The organism is Kitasatospora sp. NPDC091257, assembly GCF_044757675.1.
GTDB classification, from domain to species: domain Bacteria; phylum Actinomycetota; class Actinomycetes; order Streptomycetales; family Streptomycetaceae; genus Kitasatospora; species Kitasatospora lactacystinica.
In genome coordinates this window covers 1-2,492 of the sequence record NZ_JBIVVI010001270.1, presented here as the reverse complement: position 1 = coordinate 2,492, position 2,492 = coordinate 1, and the positions used below count along the sequence as shown (strand labels likewise).

Below are 2,492 nucleotides of genomic sequence, written 5' to 3'. Positions count from 1 at the left end.
CCCCCGGCGCGTGGGCGGCGGGGGCCGGCGGGTCAGGCGTCCTCGTCGGGCGGCGGGGCCGCGCGGAGGGCGGTGACGACGCCCAGGGCGACCGTGGAGATCGCGAGGGCGAGGAGGACCGCGACGGCCGTCCCGATCAGGTATCGCACGAGGTCCTGCGCTCGGCGTCGAGGAGCAGGGTGAGGAGGTTGAGGAGGGTCGAGGCCGGAGCCGTGTTGAAGCGGACGAGGACGCGGCCGTCCATGGTCCGGTCGGTTTCGATCGAGGGGAAGATGAGGCCGAACTCGCGCCCCCGCTCCACGACTTCGTCCAGGAGGGCGCGGACGTGGCCCTCGGTGTAGTAGCGGATCCGGGGGTCGGTCGGCAGCATCGGGTGACGGCCGGGGCGGTAGACCATCAGGCGACGTCCTTCCGCAGCTCGAACCAGACGGACTTGGCCCGCTCGTGCGGGTCGACGCCCCAGCAGTGGCTGAGGGCGGCGACCAGCTGGAGGCCCCGGCCGGACTCGGCGAGCAGGGACAGCGGCGGGCTGGAGGGCAGCACCGGGCTCTCGTCCGTGACGGAGACCCGGAGGGAGTCACCCTCGGAGATGATCTCGACCAGCGGCACAGGGGTGTCGGTGTGCCGCCACGCGTTGACGAGGAGCTCGCAGAGCGCGAGCTGCGCGTCGAAGATCGGAGAGGCGGACCAGCCGACGCGGGTCATGGTGTTGCGGAGGGTCTGCCGCGCGACGGCGATGGTGGGGGTGTTGATCTGACGCATGGGAGTTCTCCCGGGATGCGAACGAAATGGCTTGGCGTAGGCCAGAGCTGACGATCCATCGGATCGATGTGCCTCGACCCTGGCGCGACATCTACTTAAATTTAGGTAGCTCCGTCGAAGTTCTCTCTTCAGAGGGACAGATGGGCCCCTTCGACGGGCATCGCGGCACACTGGGCCCACATGATGCAGAGAGGACCCCATGCCTGGCCGCCAGAACCCAACCTTCCGTCAGCGCCGCCTGGGCGCAGAGCTGCGGAAGATGCGAGAGCAAGCCGGTCTCGGAGGCAGCGAGCTTGCCCGGGCGCTCGGGGTGAGCCCTGCTCAGGTGACACAGATGGAGAACGGCAAGACGAGCGTCAACGCGGACCGGCTCCGCACGGTCGCAGCAGCCTGCAAGTGCGACGACCAGTCACTCATCGATGCACTCGGCAGCATCATCGCCTCACGCCAAAAGGGCTGGTGGGAGAAGTATCGCCATCATATCCCCGATCTGTTCCTCGAATCCGCCGAACATGAGGACTTCGCCGCAAAGACCATCCGAGTTTGGGCGGCAACATTCATTCCTGGAATCGTTCAGACCAATGACTACACGCGAGGAATCTTCGGCCGACGGATCCCTCGCCTATCTGACGACGAGCTCGATCTACATGCCGCGTTCCGTTCAGAGCGCAGAAGCAGGATCCTTCAACCCTCTCCAAGAAATCTCGAATTTTACATCCACGAGTCCACTCTGCTCACTCGATTCGGTGGGACTGACGTGCTACGGGAGCAGCTTCACAGCCTGATCGACGACTCCCTCCGGGGCGACATGAGCATCCGCGTCATCCCCTTCACCGCACACACCTATCCGGGCCCGATCGAGAGTCTCATCTACTCCTTCGGAGACGTACCCCAGCTTGATACGGTCGAGATGGAGTCATCACGCGGGCCGCTCTTCTTCGACGCCTCAACCGAGCTTGAGTCCTATCGCGCCATCTTCGACCGCATTGAGAAGGCCGCCCTCAACGACGAAGATTCACGGGAGATAATCCACCGCACGGCCAAGAACCTGAAAGGCTGAGATGTCTCAGAATCACTGGCAGAAGTCGTCCTTCAGCAGCTCCAGCGACAACTGCATGGAGGTCCGCACAGCCAACGGGGCAGTCGAACTCCGCGAGTCCGACGAGGGCCACCTCATCCTCCGGACCACCCCCGCCACCTTCGCCGCCCTCCTCCAGGCCACCCGGGCCGGCGAATTCGACCATCACGCCTGACGCTCCGCACCATCCACGCCCCCTCGCCCGCCCCGGGCGAGGGGGCGTCGCTCGTTCAGGTGACGGCACACCGAGGCCCCTCCCCCGGCTCCCTCCGAGCACATACAACTGACCTGCAGCTCGCCCGCATCGCGAAGGAATGACAGCCATGGCCCAGCTGGAGTCCGGCCTCTACACCATCCACAACGGCGACGCCAGGATCGGCCGAGCCCGTCACGAAGCCCTGGACCTTTCCCCCAAAGCCGTGTTCGCCCACACCGACGACCAGGATGCTGTCTGGGTCGTCGAGGCCTACCCCAACAATCACTACCGCCTCTACGCCAAGGGCGCCCCGACCGCCGTAGAAGACCTCAAGCCCGCCGGCCCGCTGGTCTCCCTCCTCCTCGACCAGGGCGACGCCCCGGAGTGGGAGCTGATCCCCGTCGACGGCGTCCCGGACACCTACCGGATCAAGTCCCCCCAGGGCTCCTCGTGGAC

General features: G+C 66.0%; 5 protein-coding genes. 3 read left to right on the top strand and 2 right to left on the bottom strand.

Annotated elements, in window-relative coordinates:
* Window positions 1-136 precede the first annotated feature (136 nt).
* Together ACIQOV_RS37180 and ACIQOV_RS37175 are read right to left on the bottom strand one after the other, a co-directional pair.
* On the bottom strand, window positions 137-397 hold the full coding sequence (locus ACIQOV_RS37180) for a hypothetical protein (RefSeq protein WP_401055210.1): 261 nt from the start codon (window positions 395-397) through the stop codon (window positions 137-139).
* Window positions 397-762 carry an ATP-binding protein gene (locus ACIQOV_RS37175; RefSeq protein WP_401055209.1) on the bottom strand — a complete coding sequence of 122 codons (366 nt, stop codon included), beginning with the start codon at window positions 760-762 and terminating at the stop codon, window positions 397-399. The genes ACIQOV_RS37180 and ACIQOV_RS37175 overlap by 1 nt, the downstream gene beginning before the upstream one ends.
* A 199-nt stretch (window positions 763-961) precedes the next feature.
* On the opposite strand from ACIQOV_RS37175, the gene ACIQOV_RS37170 reads away from it, so the two are divergent.
* The 3 genes from ACIQOV_RS37170 to ACIQOV_RS37160 all read left to right on the top strand — a co-directional run.
* Window positions 962-1,822, top strand: coding sequence for a helix-turn-helix domain-containing protein (locus tag ACIQOV_RS37170; protein ID WP_401055208.1), 861 nt, complete (start codon window positions 962-964; stop codon window positions 1,820-1,822).
* 1 nt (window position 1,823) lies between these two features.
* A complete protein-coding gene (locus tag ACIQOV_RS37165) occupies window positions 1,824-2,015 on the top strand; it encodes a DUF397 domain-containing protein (RefSeq protein WP_401055207.1) in 192 nt (63 codons plus the stop codon).
* A gap of 148 nt (window positions 2,016-2,163) precedes the next feature.
* On the top strand, window positions 2,164-2,492 hold a 329-nt coding region (locus ACIQOV_RS37160; RefSeq protein WP_401055206.1), incomplete at its 3' end, for an I66 family serine proteinase inhibitor.